This window comes from Roseivirga sp. (assembly GCF_049099775.1).
In the GTDB taxonomy this organism is placed as follows: Bacteria; Bacteroidota; Bacteroidia; order Cytophagales; family Cyclobacteriaceae; genus Roseivirga.
In genome coordinates, this window is the sequence record NZ_JAGDZM010000004.1 from 259,727 (window position 1) to 284,191 (window position 24,465).

Genomic DNA, 24,465 nt, shown 5'->3' on the forward strand with positions numbered 1-24,465 from the left:
AAATATTCATTGTCCATCAGTAAAACGTAACCGCCCAAAAATGGGCACTTTTCAATAAATAACTGGTCAGAATTTGCTACTAAGCCCTAATTTCGGAATTGGTATAGTTATAGCCATATTATCAGCGATGAAAGAGAAAGGCAGGATATTAATAGTGGATGACGACAACTACGTTATGCTATCTATAAGGATACTTTTAGAACAGCACTATGAAGATGTTCGGGGTATTAACAATCCAATGCAAATTGAAACGGCCTTTTCGGAGAATCATTATGACGTTGTTGTGCTAGATATGAACTTTAGCGCTGGTGCCACTGAAGGTAAGGATGGTCTGAAATATTTAAAGCAGATTAAAGACATCTCACCTGCTACAAGCGTAGTATTCATTACGGCATACGGTGAAATCAATTTGGCAGTAGATGCCATTAAACAAGGCGCTTTCGACTTTTTAGTGAAACCATGGCAAAACGAAAAACTTCTTACCACAGTTTCAGCGGCTTATCAACTGAATAGATCGGCGCAAAAGATAGCCCAACTTACTACAAAACAATCTCATTTAAACTCTCTTTTAGACGCCCCATTTTCTGAAATCATCGGTGAATCCAATGCCATTAAATCTGTTTTAGCGCAAATAGAAAAAGTAGCTCAAACGGATGCCAATGTGCTAATTACTGGCGAAAATGGTACTGGAAAAGAACTTGTAGCACGTGCAATTCACAGAAGTTCGTACAGAAAGAATGAAGTCTTCCTCAATGTAGATATGGGGGCGATAACTGAAACGCTTTTCGAAAGTGAATTATTTGGTCATAAAAAAGGTGCATTTACAGATGCAAAAGCAGATCGGGTTGGAAAATTCGAAGCCGCCAATGGAGGTTCACTTTTCTTGGACGAAATTGGTAACCTTAGTTCACCCCTTCAGGCAAAATTATTGAGAGTAATTCAAGATAGACAGGTCATTCCTGTTGGCGCAAATGATCCGAAAGAATTTGATGCTAGACTTGTATGTGCCACTAACGCTAACTTGTCAAAAATGGTACAGCAAGGCACTTTCAGACAAGATTTGTTGTTCAGAATAAATACCATTGAAATTCGTTTGCCGGCGCTTCGCGAACGCAGTGAAGATATTCCTTTGCTAGCGGATCATTTCTTGAACACTTATAAAAAGAAGTATAATAAGAAAGGGCTTTTTGTTCCCGACTATGTGATCAAGAAACTCATTAAATACGACTGGCCAGGTAATATCCGTGAGCTACAGCATGCCATAGAAAGAGCTGTGATTATGAGTGATGGAAAACAGCTCCACGTTGGTGATTTTAACCTTCAGTCTATTAATCAAACAGAAGGATCCGAACTTGAATCTTTTAACCTTGAAGATTTAGAGAAGTGGGCCATCGAAAGCTCCATTAAAAAGCACCAAGGCAACATTAGCAGTGCTGCCGAAGAGCTCGGGCTTAGCCGAGGTGCATTATACAGAAGAATGGAGAAGTATGAGATTTAATAATTTCAGAATACATATCATCCTTCAACTCCTACTGGCTTTTGTTGGCTTATATGGTCTAGTATATTACCTCTTTATAGATATAAACTACATCAGGGTATTCTTTTTAGGACTCTTTTTAGTGATTATACTTTTTAGCCTTTTTAGCTATATCAACAAGGCCAATAAAACGACTATGAATTTCTTATTGGCTATCATCAACAATGACTTCACGGTAAAGTATAATAGTGAGCATCAAGGCAAATCATTCGATCAGCTTTATGAGACCTTTAATCTTGTTAACAATAAGTTTATTGAAAGCTCACAATCTGAAGCATCTGAATATCAATACATTGTAACAATAATTAATCAATTGCAGATCGGTGTTATTGCATACGACGAACGTGAGAGAGTTCACCTTTCGAATGCCTCATTTAATAAGATGATGGGTGGAAAAGAACTCATCAACTTAGATAGTATTAAATCAGAAAATGAAGCGTTCTATGAAAAGTTAAAGGCGATTGAAAGTGGAGAAAACACAATTTTTACGACTACCCTATCTGGCCAAGCCAGAAAACTTTCTATGGCAGCCTCTAGCTTTAAGTTAAGACAGAATACCTACAAATTGATCTCTATACAAGACATTCATTCAGAGCTCGATCAGCATGAAATGGAAGCTTGGCAAAAGCTAATTAGAGTACTTACCCATGAAATCATGAATTCGGTGGCTCCCATTACCTCCCTATCTTCTACCATGAAATATTTGGTTACTCAAGACGAATTAACCGAAGATAAAATCAGAAGTCTTCAAGAAGGATTAGATGCCATTGAAGCGCGTAGTCAAGGTCTTATGAACTTCACTGAATCGTATAAAAAACTTACAAGAGTTCCGCTTCCAAACATTCGGGTAGTAAATACTAAAACGTTCTTTACTCGAATTGACTCACTTTTTAAACCCACACTGTCTGGAACGAACATTGAATGGTTATTCGATTTAAAACAAGAAAATGAGTCGCTTATGATTGACCCGGATTTGATGGAACAAGTGATCATCAATCTATTAAAGAATGCCAAGGAGATCGTAAATTCCGTAAATGGTCAAATAACACTTAACCTAGAAACTGACAGCGAATCAGGTCAAACACGAATAAACATTACCGATAATGGAAGCGGTATTCCGGAAGAAATTCAAGAAAAAGTATTCATCCCTTTTTACACTACGAAATCCGATGGCTCAGGCATTGGCTTAAGTCTGGCCAGACAAATAGTTCAATTGCATAAAGGTGAACTAGATTTTAATTCATCCTCAGAAGGAACCACATTTGAGATTAAGCTTTAGTAGACTCTTCTAGCTTATTTATCTGTTTTAACTACTTTTGGTGAAAATTGAATTCCCAATGAAGAAAATCCCAAGAGTTGCTTTAGTACTGATCATTGTGCTTTCCAATATTGGTTGCGATCAAATTACTAAAAAGCTTACGCGAGATAGAATTGAATACAACGAAACTATTGAGGTAATCGGCAAAAATCTTGTGTTAACAAAAGTTGAAAACACAGGTGCTTTCTTAGGAATGGGTTCTTCATTATCCCCAGTAATGCGTACCATATTATTACTTGTGCTGCCATCAGTGGTCATGTTGGGCTTACTTTTTTATCTTCTGAAGTATAAAGACATTACCCAAATTAGCGTCGTAGCCCTTTCTTTTATAGTAGGTGGAGGTATTGGAAATATATACGATAGAATCGTTTATGGCTCAGTGACTGATATGCTCTATATTGACCTAGAATTTGCACATACAGGTATTTTCAACCTCGCCGACGTCTCCGTAATGATCGGTACAGGGCTAATTCTTGTAGAACAATTTCTACCTAAAAAGAAGATCGAGGAAGCTAGCGCTTCTGAATAATAGCCATATATCAAGTTTCCATTTGCTTTAGGACAAACTATTATTTCCTTTTTGTCCCTTAATGTTCATGATTCCGTCATAAAAGAAAAATCATGAAACATTTAGTCGCTACTATATTACTAACGGTCAGTTATTCTGCTTTTGCTCAAAATACACTTTCTTTAAATGGTGAGGCCTCTCCAAAGGCTAAACTGTCGGACGTAAGCTGGATTCAAGGAAGTTGGGAAGGCGAAGCATTTGGTGGTCAAGTGCAAGAAGTTTGGACTCCTCCTCTTGGCGATTCAATGATGTGCGCCTTTAAATTAGTGGTTGATGACAAAGTACTATTCTATGAACTCTGTCAAATAAGAGAAGAAAACGGAACACTCATTTTAAGGCTTAAACACTTTAATGGTGATTTAAAGAGCTGGGAAATTAAAGATGAAACAGTGGATTTTCCTTTAGTCAAAATAGAAAAGAACAAGGTTTACTTTGATGGGTTTACAATCGAAAAGATGGCTGAAAACCAGTTAAATATGTATGTGATGATTAGTGAATCGGGTAAAACAGAAGAAATAGAATTTAATTACGAGCGTTCAGTTCACTAGAGCAGCATCCAAAGCAAAAAGGCAATAATCAGCAATACAGCGACCCATTTAGCACTAGCAGGCTGAGCTGGCAATTCGTATTGACAAATAGGGCAAATTTTTGCTTTCGCCTCTATCTCCATCGCGCACGAAGGGCACTCTTGTTTCTTTTCTTTCACCATCTCCTCATTTTCAGTAAATTAAGAAAATGGAGAGAAATACAAGCATTCGGGGTATAGAACCCGTACTGCCTTCACAAGATATTATAAGAGACATAGCATGGCATAAAAAGCACACAGGCTTCGAATATTCTACCGGTGATAAAATGTATGCTGTCCTAAAAAGAGACAATCAATTTATTCACTTACAATGGCATGCCGATAATGCGGACGATCCTTTACTAGGCGGCTCTGTTATTAAAATATTTGTTCACGACATTGATCCCTTCGTTGCTGAATTCGTTGAAAGAGGGACTATTAAACCTGAAAAATATCAACGCGACACACCTTGGGGAACTCATGAATTTGGGTTTTACGATCTTAATGGAAATGCAATTTTCATAGTTCAGGATAAATAACCCTCTTTTTAAAGCCTTCTTTAATCAACACATATGAAAGAACTCATCGAAAAATTTTACACTGCATTTACTAATCTAGACGCTGAAACAATGGCTTCATGTTATCACAAAGATGTTGTTTTTTACGACCCTGGTTTTGGTGAACTGAAAGGTTCAAGAGCCGGAAACATGTGGCGTATGCTCTGTTCAAATCAGAAAGGTAAAGGGCTAAAAGTAGTTCATTCAAATATAAGTGCTTTTGAAAATTCTGGTTCAGCAGACTGGGAAGCATGGTATACTTTCAGCAAAACAGGTAGAAAAGTACACAACGTTATTCATGCTGAATTTGAATTCAAAGACGGTCTAATCATCAAGCATACTGATCATTTCAACCTACACAGATGGTCTGGACAAGCATTGGGTACCAGCGGAAAGCTTCTTGGCTGGACAGGTTTCTTCAAGAAAAAATTACAAACTCAGACGAACAGGTTGCTAGATAAGTTTGAATCTACATTATGATTATATAATCGGTTGTTGCGCTCAAAACATTACTGGTTAACTTGATACCTTAATCAAACTAACCAAAATGAAAAGATTATTAACGCTAATGACGTTACTGACATTTTGCTTGGCTCCTCTAGCACAAGGACAAGACCAAAAAACAGTAATAGACAACATTATTAAAGAAGCCAACGGCAATTCACAACTTGAGGAACTGGCTTATGAAATGCTAGATAAAAACGGTCCTCGACTTGTAGGAAGCCCTCAAATGCAAGCAGCCAATGAATGGGCTGTCAATAAATTTAAAAGTTGGGGTATCTCTGCCAGAAATGAGCAATGGGGTGAATGGCGTGGCTGGGAACGTGGAATCACCCATGTTGACCTTATCGAACCAAGAGTAAAAACACTTGAAGCCATGTCTTTGGCCTGGAGCCCTGCTTCTAATGGCCCAGTAACTGCTGAAGTTGTAATGATTCCAGATGTTGCAGATAAAGCCGCCTTCGAAGCATGGCTACCATCTGTAAAAGGAAAATTTGTGATGATCAATGCTGCTCAGCCTACAGGAAGACCAGATTATAACTGGGAGAAATTCGGTACTGAAGCATCAATCGAAAAAATGAGAAGTGACCGAAATACAGTCTTAAGAGGTTGGTCACAGCGAATCAGGAAGACTGGCTATAGCAGTAGAACTTTACCCGCAGCACTAGAAGATGCCGGAGCTGCAGGCATATTAATATCTAACTGGTCAAGAGGATTCGGTGTAAACAAAATTTTTGGTGCCAGAACCAAAAAAGTACCAACAGTCGATATCGGGCTTGAAGATTATGGAACACTCTTCAGAATGGTTGAGCATGGTGATTCACCACAAATAAGACTTGAAGTGACTTCTAAAGAGCTCGGCATGATGCCTACATTTAATACAATGGCGGAAATAAAGGGAAGCGAAAAACCTGATGAATATGTAATGCTTTCTGCACATTTCGATTCATGGGATGGTGGCACTGGCGCCACTGATAACGGCACAGGTTCTTTGGTAATGATGGAAGCGATGAGAATCCTTAAGAAGCACTATCCAAACCCAAAAAGAACAATTCTAGTTGGTTTATGGGGAAGTGAAGAGCAAGGTTTGAACGGTTCAAGTTCTTTTGTTCAAGACAACCCAAAGGTTGTAGAAGGTCTTCAAGCTCTCTTCAACCAAGATAACGGTACAGGAAGAGTAGTAAATATTAGCGGACAAGGATTTCTACATTCTTATGAATTTATTAATAGATGGTTAGGCGCTGTTCCGAGAGAATACAAGTCAGAAATCAGAACAACATTTCCGGGTGCTCCTGGAGGAGGCGGTTCAGATTACGCTTCATTTGTAGCCGCAGGTGCACCGGGTTTCAGCTTAAGTTCATTGAGCTGGGATTATGGAAGCTACACTTGGCACACTAACCGCGATACTTATGACAAAATAGTTTTTGATGATGTAAGAAATAATGCAATTCTAACCGCAATCATGGTTTATATGGCTTCAGAAGATCCTAAAACTTTCCCTAGAGATAAAGCTGAGCTAGGAATGAACCCTAGAAATGGACAGCCAAGAACGTGGCCAACACCAAGAAACCCAAATCGTAAGGGCGGACAATAAATTAAAATTAACCCCAATCTTAGGCCAACACTTCTCCAAGTGTTGGCTTTTTTTATGTTGAAACGTGGTAACTTTTAAGGAATATTGTCAGTCTACCTTTTGAACCGTTAAACATTCCTATGAAAAAAATCCTCGCTCTCACGCTACTTTTTGTATCAACCCTTAGCCTAGCGCAAAATACCGCTCTAAACGAAAGAATAAAGCGCATTGAAAATGGATTAATGCCTGCATTACAAATCAAAGGTGAAACACCTCCTACATATAATGTAAATGAGCGTCTTAAACAGTTAGGAATTCCGGGGCTAAGCGTAGCCTTTGTCAATAACGGCAAAATAGAATGGGCTAGAGCTTATGGTATGGCAGATGTAGCCAATAACAAACCTATGACCAACGAAACTATGCTTTTAGCAGGATCTATCAGCAAGCCGATTGCTGCACTTAGAGCACACCAAATGGTAGAAAATGGTCAATTGAGCTTGGATACGAATGTCAACGATTATCTAACATCATGGAAATTGCCAGACAACGAATTCACAGTAAATGAGAAAGTTACACTAAGAAGAATCTTAAATCATACAGCGGGTTTAACGGTTTGGGGCTTCCCCGGATATGACAAAGGCGATGATATACCTTCAGTTCCCGATGTTCTGGATGGAAAGGGAAATACAGATGCTGTAAGAGTTTATAAGGAACCTGGCAAAAGCTGGATGTATTCTGGTGGTGGCTATACCATTATGCAATTAATGATGACCGATGTTGAAGGCATAAGTTTTCCAGAAACTATGCAAAAACATATTTTAAATCCATTAGGTATGGAGAAAAGTACTTTCGTTAACCCGCTTCCAGAAAAGTATCATTCTATGGCCGCCACTGGTTATAGAGGAAATGGACAAGAGGTTGAAGGTAAATGGCCTATTTACCCAGAAATGGCAGCAGCAGGTCTTTGGACAACACCATCACAGTTGATTCAATTTGCCATTGAATTACAAAAAATAAATAAAAGCAAGACCGATGGCATTCTAAAATACAGTTCAGTTGAAGCCATGTTAACGCCTGGTATGAATGATCATGGTTTAGGGCCACAAGCAAGTAAAGAACGGTTTGGGCATGGCGGTGCGGATGAGGGCTTTAGAGCCAATCTTGTGGCATGGAAAAATGAACCTTATGCCCTAGTAGTTATGGTCAATTCTGATAATGGTCAGATCATGCAAGAAATTCAGTTAGCCATTGCCAAAGAATATGACTTAACAGGTATTGAAGCGGATGTACGAGAAGTTGTCAAAATGACCTCGGAGGATTTTGAAAAGTATACGGGAAAATTTCAAGTTGGCGATATTGGCGTAGTTGAGGTTGAAAACACCGGCAAATCACTCCTATTTAAAGCCTCTTTCATTCAACAACGTGTAGAGCTAGTGCCTCAAAGTGAGACAAACTTCTTTGATAAAGCAGATGGGACGCCTATTGTTTTTGAATTAAAAGATGGAAAAGTAACGGGCTTTAAAGTTCAAGGCCTTCAAGCCACACGAACCAATTAATACTCCGGTGGTTTTCGATTAGACTTTTTATCTGAATGTTTCTTTTTAGCATCTAAACGCTTGCGGATGGATGCTTTAGAAGGTTTGGATTTTTTACGAGGTTTAGGGTCAGTAAACGCCGCGACAAGCAGTTTTTTAAAAGCTATGATGGTTTCTTCCTTATTTCTTAACTGGCTCCTGTGTTTTTCGGCGTGAATAGAAAGTACATTCTCTGAACTCAATCGATTCTTCCATTTTGCCAACAAGCGTTCTTTTTCAAGTTCACTTAACACATAAGAGTCCAAAACTGAAAACTTGAGGGTGACACGGGTTTCCACCTTATTGACATTTTGGCCACCCGGACCAGAACTCCTCGAAGTTTGAAATTCAAATTCTGGTGTATAGTCGCGCTCGGCAATTTTTTGTGGATCAAACTGCATCTCGCTTGAAAACCAAATTGTGCTCACTAGAAGCCTCTGCATCGAACCAATAGCCCTCATAATCAAAGGCTTTTAAACCTTCTGGTTCATTAATTTGGTTCTTAATAATGAATTGCGACATCAAACCTCTAGCCTTCTTGGCAAAAAACGATATCACTTTGTACTGGCCGTTCTTGTAATCCAAAAAGTCCACATTAATAATCTGTGCCTTTAAGCTTGGCCGATTAATAGCTTTAAAATACTCGTTTGATGCAAGGTTGATTAAGATCTTGTCACCTTGCTTCTTTAAATCCTTATTTACTTCCGCTACAATTTTATCAGCCCAGTAGTTATAAAGCGTTCTATAATCATCGAAAGCTAAGCGTGTACCCATTTCTAAGCGATATGGCTGTATCAAATCTAAAGGCCTTAATACACCATACAAGCCAGAAAGGATTCTCAAATGACTCTGAGCATAGTGAATATCATTGTCTGAAAGGCCTTCAGCCTCTAAACCAATGTAAACATCTCCTTTAAATGCATAAACTGCCTGCTTTGCCGCTTTAGAGTTCTTTGCCTTTCTAAACTTTCGATATCTGTTGGCATTTAGTTCAGCTAAATTCTCACTAAGGTCCATTAAGCGCTGAATTTCCTCAGGCGTCTTTTCCTTTAAAACACCAATTAGCTCTAAAGTTTCTTTCTGAAACCTAGGATAACTTTTAGCCTTGTCGCAAGGTGTTTCAAAATCTAATGTTTTAGCCGGAGAAATTACGTGTATCATAGTTACCTTAATCTGTTACAAACATACAAATTGAAGCCTAAAATTGTTCAGAATGCTCATTGGTAATCTCAATATTATATTGCCCATGACATTTGAGTCATCGAGACCTTAGAAGTTTCATGTTCAACATCTCTTTTCTACAAAATCATCAATTAAGACATTATCTTCGTGGCTCCTTATGGCAACTCCCAAGTTCAATCCACATACTATTGATTTACCTGTAGTAGATATTATTACAGAAGTACAAGAACACCTCGGTAGTAAAAATAGCCTTGTGGTAAATGCACCTCCTGGTGCTGGTAAAAGTACGCTTTTACCCCTTGCACTGCTGAACGAACCATGGCTTGAAGGCAAAAAGATCTTAATGCTCGAACCCAGAAGGTTAGCCGCAAGAACCATCGCTGAGCGGATGTCTTACTTTTTAGAAGAAAAAGTAGGTCAAACCGTTGGTTTTAGAATTCGATTTGAGAACAGGACATCAGGCGAAACTAAAATTGAAGTGGTGACCGAAGGCATTCTGACTAGAATGATTCAGAGCGATAATGCATTAGAAAATGTAGGTTTAGTCATTTTTGACGAGTTTCATGAAAGAAGTATCCATGCAGATGTGGCGCTAGCCCTTTGTAGAGAAGCGCAGCAGGTCCTACGGCCCGATCTCAGAATTATGATCATGTCGGCCACTTTGAACATGCCACAATTGACAGCGTTATTGAATGCTCCCGCCGCAATTAGTAAAGGACGTCAATACCCAGTGGATATTCATTATGCGGGCGATACGGATGAATCAGTAATGTCAGACCTAACGGCCAGAACAGTAATTTCAGCTACCAAGAAACACGATGGCGACGTATTAGTTTTTCTTCCTGGCCAAAGAGAAATCCATAAAACAGGCGATATTCTAAAAAAGGAATTAAGCGGGTTTGCTATTCATAACCTCTATGGGTCATTACCTCAGAGACAGCAACTAGCAGCCATTTTCCCCGATAAAAATGGTCGAAGAAAAGTGGTATTGGCTACTTCAATAGCGGAGACCAGTTTAACCATTGAGGGAATCAAAATAGTAGTTGATAGTGGTTTTGGTCGTACGTCTAAATTCGACCCTAATTCAGGACTTTCGAGACTTGAAACGGTACGCATTTCAAGGGACTCAGCCGATCAAAGAGCCGGAAGAGCTGGAAGGCTTAGTGCGGGCGTTTGCTATCGTATGTGGTCCAAAGTGACACACCAGAGACTTACGGATCACATCGTTCCTGAAATAATGGAAGCCGATTTAGCATCATTGGTACTCGATATGTCACAATGGGGAATAGTCGACATACAACAAATGACTTGGCTTACTCCCCCACCCAAAGGGCCATTAATGCAAGCCACCGATTTGCTTCACCAATTAGAAGCCTTAGAAAACGGAAGAATCACTGAGCATGGCAAAAGTATGCTCAAACTGCCTTGTCATCCGCGAATAGCACATATGTTATTACTTGCCGAGGATGACGATCAATTGGGACTGGCAACAGATATTGCTGCTTTGCTAGAAGAAAGAGATCCTTTAGGCAGAGAAGCAGGAATTGATTTGAATACGAGAATCGATGCCCTTCGTGTACATCGTCGAGAACAAAGAGATGGTCGAAAACTGGGCCGAATCGATAAGATCGCGAGTCAATATCGAAGCTTATTTAATATTGAGCCTGATGATCATGCCGTTGACCCTTATGAAACTGGCGTTTTATTAACTCATGCCTACCCTGAAAGAATAGCCTTTGCCCGACCAGGTAACAATGCTCAGTTTCAACTCTCTAATGGCCGATACGCGATGGCTGGGCACCGAGAAGATCTTGCTGCTGAACCTTGGCTAGCGATCAGTCATATTGATGCTAGGGACGGCATGGGGAAAATCTTTATGGCCTCACCACTCAATCCTAGGGATTTAGCGCCATTGGTAAAGGAAAAAGAAGTTATTACATGGGATACAGAAGACGGAGGCTTAGAAGCCAACTTGAACCTCTGCATCGGTAGCATTGTACTGAAAAGTAGTCCACTTCCTGATCCTGATCCTTCTCACCTGATTTCAGCCATTATTGAGGCAATTAAGAAAGAGGGAGAACAACTGCTTGATTTCAATGAAGAAGTGCAGCAATGGCAAAATCGGGTGATCAGCTTAAGAAGATGGAATCCGCAACAAGAATGGCCTGAAGTGAGCACACCGAGTCTTTTATTGACGAGCAAAGAATGGCTGAGCCCTTACTTAACCGAAGTTAAAAAACCGGAAGACCTCAAAAAGATCAAGCTAAAAGAAGTATTACAGCATAGTTTGACTTTTGAACAACAAAAGCTTTTGAATGAATTGGCACCTACTTCCATAACAGTGCCTAGCGGATCTCATATTAAACTTAAGTACCGAAATAATGGCGAGGTGCCTGTCTTAGCCGTTAAAATTCAAGAAGTTTTTGGGTTAGCTGAAACCCCTAAAATCAATCAAGGAACAAAAGGTGTTTTGATGCACTTGTTATCACCTGGCTTTAAACCAGTTCAAATTACGTCTGACTTAAAGAGTTTCTGGGAGAATACATACTTTGAAGTTAAAAAAGAGCTTAAACGCCGATACTCGAAACATGTTTGGCCTGATGACCCTACACAAGAACCTGCAACTCGTTTTGCAAAGCGAAGGAAAAACTAGTGTCCTTAGGTTGACCTGCGTTAAGACAAAACATAGTCATCTAATTTATGTAACCGTACTTTATTCATACCTCAGAGCCTTCACCGGGTCAGAGATTGCAGTTTTAATGGCATGATAACTCACCGTTAAAAACGCTATAATCAGTTGAATGAGGCCCGCAATCAAGAACAAATCCCAAGTCATATTGATACGATAAGGAAAAGTAGCTAACCAGTCCCCTCCTGCATAATAAGCCACTGGAACCGCAATTAATAGCGAGATCATCACCAAAGCAGAAAAACCTCTAGACAAGATGTAGACGATATTAGGAACAGGCGCTCCAAACACCTTTCTCACACCAATTTCCTTAGTTCTGCGCTGAGTCGACATAAATGCCAAGCCGAATAAGCCTAGACAGGAAATGCAGATGGCAATCATAGAAGCGGTAAAAATTATACTTTGCCATCTTTCTTGTTCGGCAAACTGAGAATCATTCGATTCTTCAAGCAGTGTAAAATTGAACGGATTATTGGGATTGAATTTATTCCATGTGTCTTCAATAGCCGCTAATGATGTAGATAGAGTACCGGGCTCAAACTTCACCAACATTTTGCGAATGTTATCCGCATAGTTTAATTGGAAAGTAGCAGGCACCACTTTATTAATAGGCGAGAACTGATTGAAGTTTTTAATTATTCCGATGATATTATAAGAACCATAGGCCATATTAATACCTCCATCAACTGAGTCTTTAAAGTTCTTTAACTTGGCGTATTCTTCATTTACGATCATAGCCTTATCACTTCCTCCAGTGTCATTTAAATCAAAATCTCGTCCAGCTAAAAGCGTAACGCCCATGGTTTTAAAGTAGTTAGCGTCGATAACATTTCCATAGCCTTGAACTATTTTATCTTCACCCGTTTTACCATCCTTTTCTTTAATTCTAATTAAACTATACCCACTACTCGCTCCTGAAACAGTCCTTACAGAGGGCACTTTTACTAAGTCGTTTCGCATTAAATCTAGCAATGCCTGACCTTTTGCTCTAATAGTATCTGAAATGCTTGTTTTCGCTAGGTTACCAAATGGAATCGACAACAAGTTCGTATCATCATAACCACGATCCATATTGACCAAGAAATTGATCTGCCTGTTCATGGTTAATACCCCAATGATCAGCACACCGGCCACTGCGAATTGAAATACAATTAGCAATTTTTGAAGGCCTCCTTTGGAGCTAATTCCGTCATAATTACCTTTCAACGCAGCAACCGTTTTAAACCTAGAAATGACTAAGGCCGGATAACTGCCAGCTACAAATGCTGTTAATGTGACTACTATAAAAGCGACTAAGAGGTAGAATGGACTATTGAGCAAGCTTATACTAAATTCTTTTTTAGCAGCTAATTCAAAAGCCGGAAGGGCTAATTCAGCGATTAATACCCCAAATAAGAATGCAGCGGTACTCATCAAGAAAGCCTCGCCCAAAAACTGTGTCACCAATTGTCTTTTACGAGCTCCAATCACTTTTCTTAACCCTATCTCTTTAGCTCTCGGTAATGACCTTGCCAGTGATAAATTTGTGAAGTTGATACAGGCCAGCACCAATATTAGCAAGGCTAAACCAGTCAAAACCTTTGAATACGTCTCATTTCCTGATTCCCTCATTCCTGCCTGATGATTGGGTATCTTAGACGTTGAAAAATGAATATCTGTGATGGGTTGAAGGCTAAATTCTGGAGCATATTGAGGCATATCCCCCATCTTGCGCAATGCCATTTCATCCATATCAGAAGTGAGGACTTCAAGGTTGGTATTTGGCAACACTTGAATAAAAGTTTGAAAAGTGTAGCTGACACTAAACCAGTCTTTTACATTATTCGATTGTCGGTTATTAGCAGTTAAATACGTTTGGAATGGTAAAAGTACTTCAAAGTCAATAGAAGAATTACTTGGAGGGTTTTTCACTACTGCGCCAACAGAAAATGTCTTCCACTGTCCGTTAATATTCAAGTCAATACTTTTGCCAACGGCCATTTCATCTCCAAAAATGCGTTCAGCGGCCCTTTCTATTAAAGCAATTTGATTATCACCGCTAAGTACCGCTTTTGCATCTCCATATATACTCGGGAAGCTAAATATCTCCATGAACTCAGGCTCGGCATAAAATACCCTTCCTTGGTTTTGAATTTTATCCCCTATTCTTATGTCAAACGCAGACTTTGTATAACGACACTGATTTATTACCGCTGGTATTTCGTCTTTTGCTGTAGGGCCAGTAGGTAACCTAACAAACTCATTATGCTCGCCATTACTGTACGGGCTGGTTGAACGTACCCGATAAATATTATCTCCATTTTCGTGAAATTGATCAAAGGTTAGTTCATCTTTCACATAAAGCATGATCAGCAAGCAGGATGCAATTCCTAGTGCTAAACCAGATATGTTAATAAATGAGTATCCTTTATGCTTAATAAGGTTTCTGAAGGCGGTTTTGAAGTAGTTCTTGAGCATGAGTATTAAAATATTATATATAACATATCCAACCTATTGATTTGATGATAGCTGGTGAAATGCTGGTTTAAATAAATCTGTTAATTCAAAACGCAATTGTTCACGAAGTCTTTTGTTAATTCAAAGATTAATTAAAACAGATATGGCATTCAAAAAAGTAAGCGATTCTCAAGTCACCATGATTGAGCTGATGCTACCCTCTCACGCTAATTTCAGCGGTAAAATTCACGGTGGTCACGTACTTAACCTCATGGACCAAATCGCATTTGCCTGTGCCTCTAAACATTCTGGAGAATACTGTGTCACCGCATCGGTCAACCGTGTAGACTTTCTAAATCCTATAGAAGTTGGTGAATTACTAAGTCTAAAAGCTTCCATAAACTACACCGGACGTACTTCCATGGTTGTCGGCCTTCGGGTGGAAACAGAAAATATCAAAACTGGTGAAATCAAACATTGTAACTCCTCGTACTTTACCATGGTCGCCAAAGATGAAAATGGAAATAGCACCCCAGTACCTGGCCTTATTTTGGATACTGAAGAGAGTATTCGACGATATGCCAGAAGCATGAGGCATTTAAAAGAAGCTCGCATCCGCACCGATGACTTTCTGCCAGAGCATTTTCAAATAAATGATTACTTGAAAGAGTTAGAAAATCAGAATGCGCAAGTCATTTTTCCTTGAAAGGTAACCTTCGTTTAGCACATAGAAAAAATAAAACAAAGCGCAATTCTATATAAGCTTGCGAACTTGATCGCTGATACTGTAAGGTCAAATTAGCGACCTAATTGCTTGTTCTTATCTTCCATACAAAAGCATCATCGTTTGAGGTATTTTCTAATCTAGTAACTCCAAAGGTTGCTGCGAAATCTCTAAAAGATCCGGTTAAGTATATCGTACCATCTTGACCCACAGCTAAACCTTGAGCAAAATCGCTTTCTCCTGCTCCCCCTGAATAAGCCGATGTGAATTGACCTGAACCATTAAGTTCTGCCACGAACACGTCATTGCTATTTCCAAAAGTTTCAAGTGATTGTCCTCCAAAGTCAGTAGTACCACTTATATGACCAGTGACATAAATATTCCCATTCGTGCCAATAGCAATATCCCTTCCTTCATCTCCATTTGTAGCGCCAGCTGAATTTACCCAAATTAAGGCACCGTCATCTGAATTATACTTAGCGACAAAAATATCCTCAAGACGAACTGGCGTAACCGAAGTGCCACCAAAGTCAGTTGAACCGTTAAAATAACCCGTCATTACTATATCCCCTGAAAGATCAGTTGCCAATCCATAAGTGTTATTCCATTCAGCACCGCCTATTTGCTTCAACCATACCAGGTCACCATTTGATGTAAGTTTCCCGAAATAGCTATCTAGCCCACCCAAAGAGGTAATTGAAGAAGACTCAATTGTAAGTGTACCAAAAAAGCTTCCTGAGAAAAAGATGTCACCTGACGCATTAGTTGATATACCCAAACCTCCAATACTCTCTGTACCACCTATACCTGTTATCCATAGCCCATCGCCAGATCCACCGTCAAGTTTAACAACATATGCTTCATCATCTCCAATAGAAGTTACATTGAGAGACCCGAACTGAAGAACGCCATTATAGCGGCCAGTCATAATCACATTTTCATCAGGGTCTAAGGCAAGAGAAGCTAAACCGCGAGCGTCTCTACCTACGGTAGACCATAGTATGTTTCCTTCTGGTGAAATCTTCACCACTGCAACTCCCCTATTACTATCAAGTGCAACTCCTTCAAAAGTAGTATTAAAGCCCACGTCACAAGAGAAAATAACATTACCAGCTGCGTCTAAAATAAGATCACTTATCCTATCATCACTTGAGCTGCTAATTTGTTTTACCCAAACTAATTCACTGTTTACATTAAACTTAGCTACAAATGAATCCGACCGCGCAGCAGAAGTTAGCACAGTGCCTTCAATGTTGATCTCATTTTGAAATTCTCCACCAACATAATAGTTACCCTCATCATCTACCCCAATCGCACGACCAGAATTAAAACCTGAGCCGCCAAATACTTGAGCCTCTATGGTCACTTTAAATTCCCCAGCCACTGCTGTATTTTCTCCTACTTTTACAGTAAGGTCACCTGTTGTTGCACCTTCTGGCACGGTGACCTTAAGCTCATTCACTGTGGCTGATGATATAATAGCATCGACGCCATTGAATTGAACAGTATTTTCGTCTGCGGTACTACTAAACCCAGAGCCGTTAATTGTGACTGCAGTATTGATAGGACCTTCGACAGGTGAAAAACCTGTTACATTTGGTATGACTACAAAAGGGTTTTCAGATAAAATTTGCTCTCCTTTAACTTCGATAGCAAGATCTCCAGTAGAAGCTGTCGCTGGAACAGTGACAGTCAAAGAAGTAAAGGAAGATTGAATAATTTCAGCTTCTACACCGTTAAATGAAACTTTATTTTCTGCGGAATTTGAACTAAACGCGCTCCCAGTAACCACTACTTCAGTTCCAGTAACCCCAGTCAATGGGGATATAGATTCTATTACAGGAGGTACTACAAAGTTCTCAGCAGAAACTGCGGTGAGGTCATTCACTGTAACACTAATTGCTCCTGAAATAGTATTGTCAGGTACATCAACGACTAATGAAGTCTCCGTGCTAGACTTTACCGGGGTTGAAGTGCCATTAAACAATACCGTGTTATCTCCACTTATTTGGCTAAAATTTGTGCCTGATATAGTAACTTCTGTTCCTTGTCCTCCACGCTCAGGACTAAAACTTTGAATTGTTGGCGTATTGAATACTTCAAAAGTACTCGATGAAACAACGTTTTTTTCTCGAACTGTTATTGAGATTGCCCCTGTGACTGAGTTTTCTGCAACTTCAAAAGCAATCCTTGTTTCACTAATACTCGACACTGAAACATTTATACCACCTAGTTTTACTTGAACATCGGCAGCATTTGTTCCAAAATTCTCCCCTATCACAACTACAGCTGTACCAGGCATCCCCCTTTCCGGAGAAAAACTTGTGATGATCGGATCAGGCTGCTCATCCTCAGAATTAGAACATGCAACTACACCAAAACTGGCAGCTAGAAGTAGAAATAAAATATATTTACTACCAAAGGATTCTCTGTGGACAGATCTCATTATTTTACTTTAAAAACTTGTCTATAAATGCAATAATCGAGAATAATAATATCTATTAAAATTAATTTAAGCTATTTTCATATTATTTTATTTCTATTGTCAGATTACTTACTCATTTGTCAATCAAAACAGAATAATGTTAGGTATAACTACATAAATACTACATAATGATCCATTCTACCTTAACTAAGTATCTGATTAATTAAATAGATTTAGTTTAATATAACGGCAATGGCATTTAGTGAATACTTAGTAGAGCGCGTTCGGCAAAGACTCTCCCACGTAGGAATTACAGAGGAAAAGAAAATGATGGGCGGCTTAATTTTCATGGTCAATCACAAAATGTGTATCGGTGTAGATATTGACAAGAAAACGAATACCGATCGTCTAATGGTTAGGGTGGGCAAACTTCCTTACGCAGACTTATTAAACACCAAAGGAAGCCGGAAAATGGATTTTACTGGAACTGTCATGCGAGGCTTTCTATTTATTGACCCTGAAGGGTTCGATACTGATGACGACCTCGACTTTTGGGTTGAAAAAGCTGTTGGCTTTAATAAAATGCTGTAATACCTCAAAGCAGGTATTCTTTAACTCCCCTCAGAGGATTAATATTTTCTCGTTTTCATAAGCATTTGATTTGTAGATTGTGACATTAATGGCTCAACCTCAATCTACTAAACTCACCAGGAAACTAGGACTCCTTGCCCTTACTGCAACTGGCGTATGTTCTATGCTCGGTGCTTCGATTAATGTTGTGCCTTTTATGATCCAGCGCAATGTGCCAGGCATTGGCCCCTATGTTTTGCCTGCTTTTGCCTTTGCCGCTATTCCAGCACTTTTTGCAGCGTTAGCCTATGGTATTTTAGCTTCAGCAATGCCGCGTGCTGGCGGAAGTTACATTTACGCTAGCAGAGGCTTGAATCCATACTTAGGGTTTGTAGCGAGTTTTTCACAATGGTTTGGCCTTTCTATTGTAATCGGTGTTATTTCTTATGTAACGGTCCCTTTTATTCGAGACGTTACGATTAGTCTCGGTTGGGACGAATTTTCAAGAACCCTTGAAGTAGGCTGGGTAAGAGTTTCTATTGCCTTACTACTCATCTGGTCTTTTGTGGCAGTGAATATTAAAGGTGCCAAATCATACCAAAGAGCGCTCCTACCCATGATGTTTCTTATGTTTGGTTTAGGAGCTATTGTTATTATCGCTGGGTTCAGTTTTAATACAAACGACTTCTTAGAGGCCTTAAACACAAAAGAACAACGCAGCTTTACACCGATAAGCAATACTGACTTCGACTGGCGAATATTTTTATCTGCCGCAGCGCTTCTCTTTTCAAGCTTTATCGGGTTTGATTCAATAGCCCAAGCCGGTGGTGAAGCTAAAAATCCTACCAAATCACTTCCCAAAGCCATTTTACTAGCGATAGTATCCGTCGGGTGTTTTTACTTCTTATTTGCTAAGGCAGTCTACCATACTGTTCCATGGAGTTTTGTGGCAGAAGAAGCCATGACAAAAGATATTTCAGCACCTGGATTGCTTAGTTATGTACTACCATCAGGTTTAGGTATTGCCATTCTTATAGGTGCCGCAATTGCCCTGATTAATGATTTACCCGCCATGCTTTTATCCGTATCTCGTTTAATGTTCGCATGGGCGGAAGACGGTATCTTTCCTCGAAAAATTGCTAAGATTCACCCGAAAAACAGCACGCCATACATCGCGATTATTGCTGCGGGAATTATGGCAAGTATTGGTGTTTTAGGGTCACATTTTGCAGGAGATTTTTTCCTTGGTATCGACATTATGGTGACTTCTATGATGGTAAACTTTCTATTAATGTGCATTACCTTATTGACGCTTAAGAAGGTTAACCCGTCAATATCCGCTGATATTTCAGTTGTCAAAAACAGAAAGACCCAATTAGTAATAGGTGTATTAGGCACCATTTTCTTAACAGGTTTTTTAATTATCCATACCTATAAAGATCTTACTGCCGATACCGAAGCGTGGTATTTTCATTCCACTCCTATTTGGCTAATTGTAATGGCTTTAGCCACTATTCTCTTTTTATTCAAATGGAAACAATTGAAAAAAGAGAATATAGATTTAAAGAAACGATTTAAAGAATTACCGATTGAGTAATATGAAAAGGACATTATTAGCACCAGATTTAGAGATTTCAAAAGTCATTACCGGACTTTGGCAAATTGCTGATATGGAAAGAAATGGTGAGACATTAGATCCTGCGGCTACTGCGCAACATATGGCACCTTATGTTGAATCCGGCCTCACTACTTTCGACATGGCCGATCACTACGGATCAAGCGAAATAATAACCGGTACATTCAAAAACAACCATCCATTAGGCAATCAAGTTCAACTATTCACTAAATGGGTACCTAAGCCGGGTAAAATCACAAAAGAGACTGTTCGTGAGGCAATTCAACTGGCACTAGATCGGATGCAACAGAAAAGTATCGATTTAATGCAATTTCATGCTTGGTATTACCCAGATCCGGCTTGGCTAGATGGCTTGTTCTATCTGAACGAATTAAAAGAAGAAGGATTAATCAAGCACATCGGCGTTACGAACTTCGATGCGGCACATTTAAGGATAGCACTTGCGAGCGGTATACCAATCGTTAGTAATCAAATCTGTCATTCTTTATTAGATCAGAGGGCACTCGGTAACATGATGCCTGTCTGTGCACAATACGGCACCAAAATATTAGCATTCGGAACATTAGCTGGTGGGTTTTTAACCGACAAATGGCTTAATAAGCAAGAACCAAAAATGGACGACCTTGAAACTTGGTCTGAAATGAAATATAAGCGTTTTATAGATGCCGCAGGTGGATGGGAACCTTATCAAAACTTACTAAATGCAGCGCAATCAGTTGCTGATAAACATAAAGTTTCGTTGGCCAATATTGCTAGCCGATACATACTTGAAAATCCAGCAGTGGGTGCAGTCATTGTCGGTGCCAGACTAGGAAAAAGTGAGCATATAGCCGATAACAATCGGATGCTAGAAATTAGCCTAGACAAAGCAGATATTGATCTAATAAGCCAGGCACAGGCTAATTTGACGTTAATACCTGGCGACTGTGGAGATGAATATAGAAAACCTCCTTTTTTGACTGCATCTGGGGATTTAAGCCATCATTTAGAAACCATTCCTAAAGCTTTTGAACCCGTAAAGAAGAGTGAGACTAGATCTCAGATTTTCAGTGGTACCGAATGGGAAGATTATGCAGGTTATTGTAGGGCTGTAAAAGATGGCAGCAGAATACATGTTTCAGGTACTACAGCTACTCATGGCCCTGATATGATTGGTGGTAAAGACCCAATCGCACAAACGCATTTTGTGATTGATAAAATTGAAGCTGCTATTGAATCGTTTGGTGGTAGTTTGAACGATGTCGTGCGTACACGGATTTTTGTAAATGACCTAAATGATTGGGAGCCTGTCGCTCGTGCCCATGGCGATCGCTTTAAGGATATTAACCCAGCCAATACACTGGTTGAAGCTAGGTTGGTTGGCGATGGTTATTTAGTAGAAATTGAAGCCGAAGCTGTTCTTAACTAAAATGACTCAACTCCTTAATTTAGAACCAGTTAATATCTAATGACTTAACCTTTTCCTCAAAATATTTCCAACTGGATTCCGTATGTCTATCGATGGCTTTTTCAAACTGATCGATTAACTTTTTTGCTTCTTCCAATTGTGCCTTATTTTGAGCTGAAATTGCTGTAGTTCGGGCGGCCGAAAGTCGCCGTACTTCCATTAGTTTAGAATAAGGAGTCACTTCAAATGATTGCCAAGCACCCACTTGTCGATCAGGGCGCGGCGTTTGTCCCTGTGCTCTCAATTTCTTTAACTCCTCCTCTACTGAAGTCGCTGTTTTCAAAATTTCATCAACTTTATCACCCTCTTCTTGCTTCAAGTATGCCTTAATCTTCTCTATGGCTTTTAAGCGTTCATCTATTCGTGAAAACAAGGTCGAAATTCTTGTCAATTCTACGTTTACATTCTTTCTAAAGGCATATAGGCCGATATCTACCGTAGGGTCCAAATCAAAACGGGGATCTGGAATTACCTTAACAGAAGATTCATCAGTTTGACCATTATGGGTTAAAACAACCCGGTATTTTCCAGGAAGTACTGGTATTCCTTTCCTTCGGCTTTGATTCCCTTCAGCGACTTCGTCTAGTTGCCATATCATATAATTCAAGCCTGGTTTTAATGTTTCCGAAGAACTTAAGGTGCGTATTAATGAGCCTTTGGCATCGTATATTTTAGCTTCAACCTTTTCTGATAAAGGAGCATTATCATTTAAGTAGAAGGGAATTTCAGTCCGCTGAAACACCTTATTTTCTCCTTCAAACGTGGTATGGAAACCTGTCCAAATATTGCCAGGAGGGTTAATGAACAAGCCTTTTACTTGTACGGCGTCGTTCATAGGCAAAGCTGTAATACCTTTTTTTAGCCGATTTCCTGCAATTTCTCTAAGGCTTAATAAATCATCAAGCACCCAAATTGCTCTGCCGAAAGTACCTACAATAAGCGCCGATTCGGGTTTCTGAATGGTCATATCCATCGTCGATACTGACGGAAAACCATTTTTAAACTGAACCCAAGAATTCCCCTCGTCTATGCTTATCCAAAGCCCGTTTTCTGTTCCTAGAAACACTAAATTAGGTTCTTCTGGGTCTTGAACCACAGACAAAGCATAGCCTTTAACTACTTTAGTATTAGCCATTCTAGACCATGTTTGACCAAAATCATCAGTTTTAAATAAGTAAGTAGCATAGTCACCTTTTCGGTAATTGTTAGCCACTAACCAAGCAGCCCCCTCTTGATGGGCTGAGGCTTTAATTTGGGCAATCCAAGCACCGTCAGGCAGTCCTTGAACACGCTTTGTTAAATTCAACCATGTAGCTCCTTTATCCTTAGTAAGCTGAACCTGGCCATCATCTGTACCCACCCAAATAACACGTTCATTAATTGGGCTCGGTGAAATGGCTAAAATTGTATTATACCTTTCAGCACCCGAAACGTCTAGCGTAAGCCCTCCATAATCCGATTTTTGATGTACTGGGTTATTGGTAGTGAGATCGGGTGAAATAACCTCCCAATTAGCTCCTTTATCGCGTGTTACATGAAGAAACTGTGATCCATAGTACAAGGCGCTCGGATTATGAGGATCTTTCGCAAAACCAGCATTCCAATTAAACCTTAAACTTGTATTTAAATCTTCCTGAGGTGGTTTTATACTTACATAATATCCCGTTAACTTATCGTATCGGTATAAATTCCCATTTTGAGAGGTACCATATCCAAACCTTGAATCATCAAGATCAGGTGCTATGTAAAAGCCATCGCCACCTACCAAGTATTGCCAATAAAGCGTTCTAATTCCCCCTCTTTTCCAAGTGTAGCCCGGTCCTGACCAATTCCCATTGTCTTGCATGCCTCCATATACATTGTAAGGCCTGTCATTATCTACGTTTATATGATAAAACTGGGCCACCGGTATGGTTTCAGGAAAATACCAGCTTTTGCCGTGGTCTTGAGTAATTCCGATTCCACCATCTCCTCCAATGATAAAATGTTCAGGATCTTCAGGGTTTACCCAAAATGCATGAAAATCGGCATGAATACCTTTGGTTTCATCAGCAGGAATCATTGGCACTGGGTCAAATGACTTACCACCATCATAACTCACAGAAAGAGGCTGATAGATATTATATAGTCGATTCGGGTCTTTAGTGTCTACTGCTAATTCTTGAAAATAGAATGGACGATTGTTCGTAAAACGTGGGTTATCATTGATCATTTGCCAAGATGCCCCTCCATCATCGCTTCTGTAAAGAGCATTCTTTTTTGCTTCTACCTTTGCGTAAATTCTATCTGGTTCGCTTTGGGCAATTGCCAAACCTATTCTTCCTAAATCGCCGCTTGGTAATCCAGCATCCTCCTTTAACTCCTTCCAGTCCTCGCCACCATTGTACGTAACGTATAAGCCAGAACCGGCTCCGCCTGAAGTAAAATAATATGGTGTTCTGCTGTGTTCATACAGCGCGGCCATCAGCTTATTTGGGTTTTGAGGATCAATGACTAAATCGGCAATACCGGACATAGTATTGCTGTATAAAATCTTACGCCAAGTCTTACCACCATCTGTGGTCTTATAGAGTCCACGGTCACTATTTGGTGTAAATGGATCGCCCATAGCACCAACGTAAACCACATTTCCATCTCTAGGGTCTACAATAATTCTGTGGATAGTTTTTGTCTTTTCTAGGCCCATATGAATCCAAGTGGTACCACCATCTAGACTCTTGAATACACCCATACCTAAATTCATAGAGTTTCTCGGGTTACCCTCACCAGTTCCTACCCAAATAATACTTGGGTTCTTTTGGTCTATGGCTAGTGCGCCTATGTTTTGAGTAGGTTGATCGTCGAAAATAGGTACCCATGCCGATCCGCCATTTGTCGATTTCCAGACTCCTCCTGAAGCGGCTCCCACATACATAGCCTTTGGGTTTTTCCGCTCAACGTCAATGGCCGTTATACGCCCACTCATATTCGCAGGGCCAACATTTCTTATCTTAAGATTGGTGATTTTTGAAACGTCTAACTGCTGGGCTGAAACAAGACTGAAGAGGCCAAGTAAAGCAAATATGAAAATGATCCTTAAGCGCATGGTTGATTACTTTAGAGAAAGTAAGTTACTAAGCAACGCTCAAAAAGCGTGAATCAATAGACCTTAATTCATAACAGT

Annotated in this window: 18 protein-coding genes; 13 read left to right on the forward strand and 5 right to left on the reverse strand. The window is 39.7% G+C overall.

Annotation, left to right across the window (positions count from 1 at the left end):
- The first annotated feature begins 127 nt into the window (after positions 1-127).
- From JXQ92_RS05655 to JXQ92_RS05690, 8 genes are all read left to right on the forward strand, one after another.
- Positions 128-1,498: a sigma-54-dependent transcriptional regulator gene (locus tag JXQ92_RS05655; protein ID WP_421985620.1), complete on the forward strand. Its 1,371-nt coding sequence runs from the start codon at positions 128-130 to the stop codon at positions 1,496-1,498.
- Entirely contained in the window at positions 1,488-2,816 is a 1,329-nt protein-coding gene (locus JXQ92_RS05660) for a sensor histidine kinase (protein ID WP_421985621.1), read from the forward strand. Before JXQ92_RS05655 ends, JXQ92_RS05660 begins: the two co-directional genes overlap by 11 nt.
- A 58-nt stretch (positions 2,817-2,874) precedes the next feature.
- Positions 2,875-3,384 (forward strand): signal peptidase II, encoded by a 510-nt coding sequence (gene lspA / locus JXQ92_RS05665; RefSeq protein WP_421985622.1) that lies wholly within the window; start codon positions 2,875-2,877, stop codon positions 3,382-3,384.
- A gap of 92 nt (positions 3,385-3,476) precedes the next feature.
- Positions 3,477-3,971: a DUF6265 family protein gene (locus tag JXQ92_RS05670; RefSeq protein ID WP_421985623.1), complete on the forward strand. Its 495-nt coding sequence runs from the start codon at positions 3,477-3,479 to the stop codon at positions 3,969-3,971.
- A 187-nt stretch (positions 3,972-4,158) separates the two neighbouring features.
- Entirely contained in the window at positions 4,159-4,527 is a 369-nt protein-coding gene (locus JXQ92_RS05675) for a glyoxalase/bleomycin resistance/extradiol dioxygenase family protein (protein WP_421985624.1), read from the forward strand.
- Positions 4,528-4,560: 33 nt separating this feature from the next.
- Positions 4,561-5,025, forward strand: a complete 465-nt coding sequence (locus JXQ92_RS05680; protein WP_421985625.1) for a nuclear transport factor 2 family protein — start codon at positions 4,561-4,563, stop codon at positions 5,023-5,025.
- Positions 5,026-5,092: 67 nt separating this feature from the next.
- Positions 5,093-6,640 carry a M20/M25/M40 family metallo-hydrolase gene (locus tag JXQ92_RS05685; protein WP_421985626.1) on the forward strand — a complete coding sequence of 516 codons (1,548 nt, stop codon included), beginning with the start codon at positions 5,093-5,095 and terminating at the stop codon, positions 6,638-6,640.
- 119 nt (positions 6,641-6,759) lie between these two features.
- Positions 6,760-8,175 (forward strand): serine hydrolase, encoded by a 1,416-nt coding sequence (locus JXQ92_RS05690; protein WP_421985627.1) that lies wholly within the window; start codon positions 6,760-6,762, stop codon positions 8,173-8,175.
- Here the strand turns inward: JXQ92_RS05690 and arfB are convergent.
- Positions 8,172-8,594 carry an alternative ribosome rescue aminoacyl-tRNA hydrolase ArfB gene (gene arfB / locus JXQ92_RS05695; protein ID WP_421985628.1) on the reverse strand — a complete coding sequence of 141 codons (423 nt, stop codon included), beginning with the start codon at positions 8,592-8,594 and terminating at the stop codon, positions 8,172-8,174. The genes JXQ92_RS05690 and arfB overlap by 4 nt on opposite strands.
- Positions 8,584-9,354, reverse strand: a complete 771-nt coding sequence (gene yaaA, locus JXQ92_RS05700) for a peroxide stress protein YaaA (RefSeq protein ID WP_421985629.1) — start codon at positions 9,352-9,354, stop codon at positions 8,584-8,586. Before yaaA ends, arfB begins: the two co-directional genes overlap by 11 nt.
- A gap of 178 nt (positions 9,355-9,532) precedes the next feature.
- On the opposite strand from yaaA, the gene hrpB reads away from it, so the two are divergent.
- Positions 9,533-12,028, forward strand: a complete 2,496-nt coding sequence (gene hrpB / locus JXQ92_RS05705) for an ATP-dependent helicase HrpB (RefSeq protein ID WP_421985630.1) — start codon at positions 9,533-9,535, stop codon at positions 12,026-12,028.
- A gap of 60 nt (positions 12,029-12,088) precedes the next feature.
- On the opposite strand, the gene JXQ92_RS05710 is transcribed toward hrpB, so the two are convergent.
- A complete protein-coding gene (locus tag JXQ92_RS05710) occupies positions 12,089-14,521 on the reverse strand; it encodes an ABC transporter permease (RefSeq protein WP_421985631.1) in 2,433 nt (810 codons plus the stop codon).
- A 142-nt stretch (positions 14,522-14,663) separates the two neighbouring features.
- Between JXQ92_RS05710 and JXQ92_RS05715 the strand changes: the two genes are divergently transcribed.
- A complete protein-coding gene (locus JXQ92_RS05715; RefSeq protein WP_421985632.1) occupies positions 14,664-15,206 on the forward strand; it encodes an acyl-CoA thioesterase in 543 nt (180 codons plus the stop codon).
- Positions 15,207-15,306: 100 nt separating this feature from the next.
- Here JXQ92_RS05715 and JXQ92_RS05720 read toward each other — a convergent pair whose 3' ends face one another.
- On the reverse strand, positions 15,307-17,670 hold the full coding sequence (locus JXQ92_RS05720) for an IPT/TIG domain-containing protein (protein WP_421985633.1): 2,364 nt from the start codon (positions 17,668-17,670) through the stop codon (positions 15,307-15,309).
- A gap of 231 nt (positions 17,671-17,901) precedes the next feature.
- On the opposite strand from JXQ92_RS05720, the gene JXQ92_RS05725 reads away from it, so the two are divergent.
- The 3 genes from JXQ92_RS05725 to JXQ92_RS05735 all read left to right on the forward strand — a co-directional run bounded on the left by JXQ92_RS05725 (position 17,902) and on the right by JXQ92_RS05735 (position 21,263).
- Complete coding sequence (locus tag JXQ92_RS05725; protein WP_421985634.1) at positions 17,902-18,240, forward strand: TfoX/Sxy family protein; 339 nt, start codon at positions 17,902-17,904, stop codon at positions 18,238-18,240.
- A gap of 88 nt (positions 18,241-18,328) precedes the next feature.
- The gene (locus tag JXQ92_RS05730) at positions 18,329-19,816 is read left to right on the forward strand and encodes an APC family permease (RefSeq protein ID WP_421985635.1); all 1,488 of its coding nucleotides are present in this window, start codon (positions 18,329-18,331) and stop codon (positions 19,814-19,816) included.
- A 1-nt stretch (position 19,817) separates the two neighbouring features.
- Positions 19,818-21,263 (forward strand): aldo/keto reductase, encoded by a 1,446-nt coding sequence (locus JXQ92_RS05735; protein WP_421985636.1) that lies wholly within the window; start codon positions 19,818-19,820, stop codon positions 21,261-21,263.
- Between the two features lie 19 nt (positions 21,264-21,282).
- Here JXQ92_RS05735 and JXQ92_RS05740 read toward each other — a convergent pair whose 3' ends face one another.
- Positions 21,283-24,387, reverse strand: a complete 3,105-nt coding sequence (locus JXQ92_RS05740; protein ID WP_421985637.1) for a WD40/YVTN/BNR-like repeat-containing protein — start codon at positions 24,385-24,387, stop codon at positions 21,283-21,285.
- Between the last annotated feature and the right edge of the window lie 78 nt (positions 24,388-24,465).

Excerpts from the sequence above, each read along its gene's own strand:
- JXQ92_RS05655 (WP_421985620.1), top strand. The coding sequence starts at position 128 with ATGAAAGAGAAAGGCAGGATATTAATAGTGGATGACGACAACTACGTT.
- JXQ92_RS05660 (WP_421985621.1), top strand. The coding sequence starts at position 1,488 with ATGAGATTTAATAATTTCAGAATACATATCATCCTTCAACTCCTACTG.
- lspA (WP_421985622.1), top strand. The coding sequence starts at position 2,875 with ATGAAGAAAATCCCAAGAGTTGCTTTAGTACTGATCATTGTGCTTTCC.
- JXQ92_RS05670 (WP_421985623.1), top strand. The coding sequence starts at position 3,477 with ATGAAACATTTAGTCGCTACTATATTACTAACGGTCAGTTATTCTGCT.
- JXQ92_RS05675 (WP_421985624.1), top strand. The coding sequence starts at position 4,159 with ATGGAGAGAAATACAAGCATTCGGGGTATAGAACCCGTACTGCCTTCA.
- JXQ92_RS05680 (WP_421985625.1), top strand. The coding sequence starts at position 4,561 with ATGAAAGAACTCATCGAAAAATTTTACACTGCATTTACTAATCTAGAC.
- JXQ92_RS05685 (WP_421985626.1), top strand. The coding sequence starts at position 5,093 with ATGAAAAGATTATTAACGCTAATGACGTTACTGACATTTTGCTTGGCT.
- JXQ92_RS05690 (WP_421985627.1), top strand. The coding sequence starts at position 6,760 with ATGAAAAAAATCCTCGCTCTCACGCTACTTTTTGTATCAACCCTTAGC.
- arfB (WP_421985628.1), bottom strand. The coding sequence starts at position 8,594 with ATGCAGTTTGATCCACAAAAAATTGCCGAGCGCGACTATACACCAGAA.
- yaaA (WP_421985629.1), bottom strand. The coding sequence starts at position 9,354 with ATGATACACGTAATTTCTCCGGCTAAAACATTAGATTTTGAAACACCT.
- hrpB (WP_421985630.1), top strand. The coding sequence starts at position 9,533 with ATGGCAACTCCCAAGTTCAATCCACATACTATTGATTTACCTGTAGTA.
- JXQ92_RS05710 (WP_421985631.1), bottom strand. The coding sequence starts at position 14,521 with ATGCTCAAGAACTACTTCAAAACCGCCTTCAGAAACCTTATTAAGCAT.
- JXQ92_RS05715 (WP_421985632.1), top strand. The coding sequence starts at position 14,664 with ATGGCATTCAAAAAAGTAAGCGATTCTCAAGTCACCATGATTGAGCTG.
- JXQ92_RS05720 (WP_421985633.1), bottom strand. The coding sequence starts at position 17,670 with ATGAGATCTGTCCACAGAGAATCCTTTGGTAGTAAATATATTTTATTT.
- JXQ92_RS05725 (WP_421985634.1), top strand. The coding sequence starts at position 17,902 with ATGGCATTTAGTGAATACTTAGTAGAGCGCGTTCGGCAAAGACTCTCC.
- JXQ92_RS05730 (WP_421985635.1), top strand. The coding sequence starts at position 18,329 with ATGGCTCAACCTCAATCTACTAAACTCACCAGGAAACTAGGACTCCTT.
- JXQ92_RS05735 (WP_421985636.1), top strand. The coding sequence starts at position 19,818 with ATGAAAAGGACATTATTAGCACCAGATTTAGAGATTTCAAAAGTCATT.
- JXQ92_RS05740 (WP_421985637.1), bottom strand. The coding sequence starts at position 24,387 with ATGCGCTTAAGGATCATTTTCATATTTGCTTTACTTGGCCTCTTCAGT.